The 4557-nt window shown below is 72.3% G+C and carries 4 protein-coding genes and 1 pseudogene; 1 reads left to right on the plus strand and 4 read right to left on the minus strand.

The window, feature by feature from the left end; all coding sequences use genetic code 11:
• Window positions 1-80 precede the first annotated feature (80 nt).
• From Q0L15_RS13600 to Q0L15_RS13610, 3 genes are all read right to left on the minus strand, one after another.
• Window positions 81-950 (minus strand): alpha/beta hydrolase, encoded by an 870-nt coding sequence (locus tag Q0L15_RS13600; RefSeq protein ID WP_296604986.1) that lies wholly within the window; start codon window positions 948-950, stop codon window positions 81-83.
• Window positions 951-1015: 65 nt separating this feature from the next.
• Window positions 1016-1849, minus strand: a complete 834-nt coding sequence (locus tag Q0L15_RS13605) for an alpha/beta hydrolase (protein ID WP_296604987.1) — start codon at window positions 1847-1849, stop codon at window positions 1016-1018.
• A gap of 162 nt (window positions 1850-2011) precedes the next feature.
• A complete protein-coding gene (locus Q0L15_RS13610; RefSeq protein ID WP_296604988.1) occupies window positions 2012-3568 on the minus strand; it encodes a helix-turn-helix transcriptional regulator in 1557 nt (518 codons plus the stop codon).
• 49 nt (window positions 3569-3617) lie between these two features.
• Here Q0L15_RS13610 and Q0L15_RS13615 point away from each other — a divergent pair, with 49 nt between their 5' ends.
• Window positions 3618-3779, plus strand: a complete 162-nt coding sequence (locus Q0L15_RS13615; protein ID WP_296604989.1) for a hypothetical protein — start codon at window positions 3618-3620, stop codon at window positions 3777-3779.
• 273 nt (window positions 3780-4052) lie between these two features.
• On the opposite strand, the pseudogene Q0L15_RS24985 reads toward Q0L15_RS13615, so the two are convergent.
• A pseudogene (locus Q0L15_RS24985) lies at window positions 4053-4472 on the minus strand (ATP-binding protein); the annotation flags it as partial.
• Between the last annotated feature and the right edge of the window lie 85 nt (window positions 4473-4557).

The raw sequence follows: 4557 nt of genomic DNA on the forward strand, positions 1-4557 counted from the left end.
GTCATCGAGCGGGCGGGCTGAGCAGCGCGGCCAGATCGGCGCACTCCCGCCCCGATCACCGGGGCGGGAGCGCGGCTCGGCTAACGGGCCCCCGCGGCCTTCTCGATCAGTGCGGTGATCGGCTTCGGGGCCTCGAGAATCGCGAGGTGATCGACCTGGCGCTTGACGATGACGCCGTGGGCGCGGTCCGCCATCGCGATCTGCTCGGCGGGCGGGAGCACCTTGTCCTTGGTCCCGACGAAGAAGTAGCTCTTGATTGTCTCCCAAGCGGGATCGACGGCCAGCGCATCCTGCAAGGCGTGCAGGGCCACGGGTTGCTGGGTGGCGGCCAGCACCTTCGCCTGGGCGGCGGGGAGCTTGGCGGCGAAGATCTTCGGGAACAGCGCGCGCTTGACGTAGGTGTCGACGTCGCCGTCCTCGGCGTTCGGGTACTGCACGAAGTCGAAGACCGTGCTGGGGTCGGGGACGGCGAAGGCCGAGCCGGGCTTGGCGGCGGTGAGCGAGAACACGCTCTCGCCCTTGGCCGGTGCGTAGGCATCGACGTAGACGAGTGCCTGCACGCGCGGGATCTGAGTGGCCGCGTCGGTGATCACGCTGCCGCCGTACGAGTGACCCACCAGCACCACCGGACCGGTGGTGGCCTGGTTCACGAACGCGGCGACGTTCGCGGCGTCGTCGACGAGCGAGCGCAGCGGGTTGGGCGCGCTCAGCACGGTGTAGCCGTCGTGCTGCAGCCGCTCGATCACCGGCGTGAAGCTCGAGCTGTCCGCCCACGCGCCGTGCACCAGCACGATCGTGGGCTTGGTGGCCGCGCGGGGCGCGGTGGCGTGCGAGGGGTGGCCGGTCGGTGCTGCGAGGGTCGGCGCGGCGACGCCGAGGGCGGCGACGGCGGCGAGGGCGATGCCGGGGGCCAGCAGCGTGGCCCGGTTCAGTGGTCGGCGGATGGTCATGATGTTCTCCTTGGTGGCGCGGTCGCGCCGGTTGGTGGCCCTGCGACTCGGGTGGCGCAGGAAGCTCAGCGGGCGAGGAAGGCCAGCAGTGCCTGGTTGAACTCCTCGGCGTGCGAGACGTTGATGGCGTGCGGACCGCCCTCGATGAGGACGAGCTCGCTTCCTGGGATCGAGGCGGCGGAGCGTCGGCCGCTCACGTGGAAGGGCACGACAGCGTCGGAGTCGCCGTGGATCACCAGCGTCGGTACGTCGAACCGGGCGAGGTCGTCGCGGAAGTCGGTGCGCCCGAACTGCGCCGGCCCCGCGAGCGTCGCGCGCAGGGACGCGAGGTTGGCCTGGTCGCGGCCGTAGAGGCGTTGCGCCTCGCTGACCGACGGTTGCCCGCCCGCGGAGTAGAGCAGCGAGAGGAAGGTGTCGACGAACGCCGCTCGGTCGGCGCGGATGCCGGCCTCGAAGTGCGCGATGGTGGCGTCGTCGAGGCCCCCTTCGGGATTCCCTTCGGTGACGTGGAGGAACGGGGTGACCGAGCTCGCCAGCACCGCCCTGGCCACCCGCGAGGTTCCGTGGCGACCGATGTAGCGAGCGACCGCCCCGCCCCCGGCCGAGAACCCGACGAGGGTCACGCCGGTCAGGTCGAGGTGGGTGAGGAGTGCGTCGAGGTCGGCGGCGATCGTGTCGTAGTCGTGACCGTCCCAGCTGGGCGTTGAGTGCCCGAACCCGCGGCGGTCGTAGGTGATGGCCTGGTAGCCGCCGTCCACCAGGGCGGCGATCTGCTTCTCCCAGGATCGTCCGTTCAAGGGCCATCCGTGGATCAGCACGACGGGCGTTCCGCTGCCCTGGACCTCGTAGTAGAGCTCGACGGGCGAACCGTTCTCGGCGCCCACGGTGAGCTTCGGCATGGCGTTCTCGAATCTGTCCCTCGTGATGGGGCAGTCGGCGGTGCGAGGGACGACGGCACGGCCACTGCGTGCCGCCAACGATGTCGGCGCGCGGCCGATCTGCCGTCCGTCAGATGACGTCACCTGACGACGTACGTCCCGGGTGCCCGGGCGGCCGAGGACTCAGGAGGTCGGGGAGTCCGCAGCGGTGGCGAGGGCGTCGCGCAAAGAGGCGCGCGAGGTGATGCCGAGCTTGGGGAAGATGCGATAGAGGTGCGTGCTCACCGTCCGCGGGGACAGGTAGAGCTGGGCGCCGATCTGCTTGTTGCTCAGCCCGGACGCCGCGAGCTCGGCGATGTAGCGCTCCTGGGCGGTCAGGAGGGCGAGTCGGTCGGTGGTCTCGTCGACCGATGCGCCCGCCAGCGAGAGCTCCTGCGCCGCGCGCTCCGCCCACGGAGGGCTGCCGAGGCTCCCGAAGAGCTCGACGGCGCGGCCCAGGGCGACCCGAGCGCCCCGTACGTCGCCGTTGCGTCGAAGCCATCGCCCGTGGGCCAGGCTGATGCGAGCGAGGTCGAAGGGGAAGGACGGCGCGGCGTCGTGGCCGGCCGCGGCCTCGAACAGTCGCCCGGCGTCCGGGGTGGGGTCGGTGATCGCCAGCGCGGCGGTGCACAGCATGTCCATCCGCGGTGACACAGCGGGCACGCCCTGCGCCGTCGCGGCGAGCGCGTGCCGGCGGGCCTCCTCGCTGTGGCCGGTGGCCATCGCGGCCTCCACGAAGTCCAGCACGCAACGGAACGACTCGTGGGCGTACGGACGGAACGATCCCGGTGAGGTCAGGCCGAGCGCGAACCGCCATGCCGGGTCGTACGCGCCGATGGCGAGCGAGCCGGCGAGCGCTGCGCACTCCACGTGGTTGAGCAGCACGCCCACCCCCCGCGGCCGCGCCCAGAGGTCGACCTCGATCCCCAGTTCTCGCGCTGCCGGGACGTCGCCGCGCTGGGCGAGCACCCGTGCGTAGAAGGCACGGAAGAGATGGGCGTCCAGGCCGCGCCCGAGCCCGGCGGTCAGCTCCTGGCCGCGTGCGTACGTCGTCGCGGCCTCGTCCCAGCGACCTCGGACCGTCTCGTCGAGAAGGGTCAGCTGCAGCAGCGTGATGACGTCGGTCTTGGACCCGGCGGCGACCTCGCGCTCGATCATGCGCTCCACGAAGGATCGGTGCTCCCCGAGAGAGTCGACGAAGTAGGCACAGAGCGCCAGCAACGTGACGTCCATCGGGGTGAGGTCGGGCCAGGTGAAGGCGTCGGCCACTCGATCGCGGGCGCCGTCGGCATGACGCAGCAGGTCCCCACCGACATCGCGCACCAGGAGCGTCACAGGGGTGAGCCGCGTCGGCGCGATGGCACCGTCTCGGATGAGTCGTAGGTAGCCGTCGGCGATCAGCGTCGACGGGGCACCCAGGTCCCCGTTGAGCCGGTCCAGCCGACCGAGCAAGCCGTCGGCCTCGTCGAGCAGACCGGCGAAGGTGGCCAGGAATGCGGCGTCGGCGAGTCGGCGCTCGCGCCGGTCGGCCTGTTCGCTGAGCGCCGCGGCGCGGACGAGAAGCTGGACCGCGATCGCGGCTCCGCCGCGACGGGTGGCGTGGTCGGCGCCGTCCTGGATCGCTTGGGCCACCGTCTCGTCGGGCGCGGTCGTGGCCGCAGCCAGGTGGTGAGCCCGCCGGGTGGGGTCGTCGGCCCGCACGTCGGCGAGGTGGAGGTGCGCAGCCCGCGATGCTGGCGGCGTACAGCGGATGGCGGAGCGCGTGGCCGCCGCCGTCGTCGTCGGTCACGCCGTCGAGCGCCAGGAGGAGGAGGCGGGACCGCTCGTCCTCGGGCAACCGGGCGAGGCGCTGGGCGTAGACCTGCTCGAGTCGGCGCGGCAGGGGGAGCTCGGGTCGGACCGCGGTGGTTGAGCCGGCGCCCAGGGCGGACGGGAGCTCGGACAGAGCGAGCGGGTTGCCCGCAGCCCAGCGCAGCGCCTCAGCCCGCAGCTCTGGGGACAGGCTGGGGTGGCGGGTGTCGAGGAGTTCGGCCGCGCTCGCCGGGTCGAGCGGGGACACGGGGAGCCGCTCGACGCCGGCGAGGTCGAGACCCGTCGGCTCTCCGTCGCGCACGGCCATCGCCACCGCTATCGGGGCGTTGCTGAGCCGGCGGGCCACGAACATCAGCACCTCGGCGCTCGCCGCGTCCATCCAGTGCGCGTCGTCGATGAGGACGAGCCACGGCTGCTTGGCGCTCGCGACGACGAGGAGGTCCATCACCGCCGTGCCGAGGGCCATCAGGGCGGGAGCGTCGCCGGCCCGACGTCCGAGCACCGTGTCCACGGCACTGCGCTGGTGGTCGGCGAGCGCGGAGACGTGCCGGTCGAGGGGGCGCAGGAGATAGGAGAGCGCGGCGTAGGGGAAGTCCCGCTCGGCCTCCACGCACTCGTAGCGCGAGACCACCCAGCCCTCAGCCCGGGCACGGTCCGCCAGCTCGTCCAGGAGGGCTGTCTTGCCGATGCCGGCGTCCCCCTCGATCGCCACGGCACATGGCTCCCCGTGCAGCAGCCCTGCGAGCCGGTCGAGGTGTTCCGACCGGCCGACGAGGTCGCCGGGTGAGCCCATGCCCGCGATCGTAGGGCCGACCTCGGGGAGGGATGCCGGGACCGACGCGGAATGGCTGCTATTGACACCTATTCAATTCGCGCGG

Source organism: Nocardioides sp. (assembly GCF_024509035.1).
Taxonomy (GTDB): domain Bacteria; phylum Actinomycetota; class Actinomycetes; order Propionibacteriales; family Nocardioidaceae; genus Nocardioides.

Coding starts and splice junctions, on each gene's coding strand:
- Q0L15_RS13615 (WP_296604989.1), top strand. CDS start 3,618: ATGGCGGAGCGCGTGGCCGCCGCCGTCGTCGTCGGTCACGCCGTCGAG.
- Q0L15_RS13605 (WP_296604987.1), bottom strand. CDS start 1,849: ATGCCGAAGCTCACCGTGGGCGCCGAGAACGGTTCGCCCGTCGAGCTC.
- Q0L15_RS13600 (WP_296604986.1), bottom strand. CDS start 950: ATGACCATCCGCCGACCACTGAACCGGGCCACGCTGCTGGCCCCCGGC.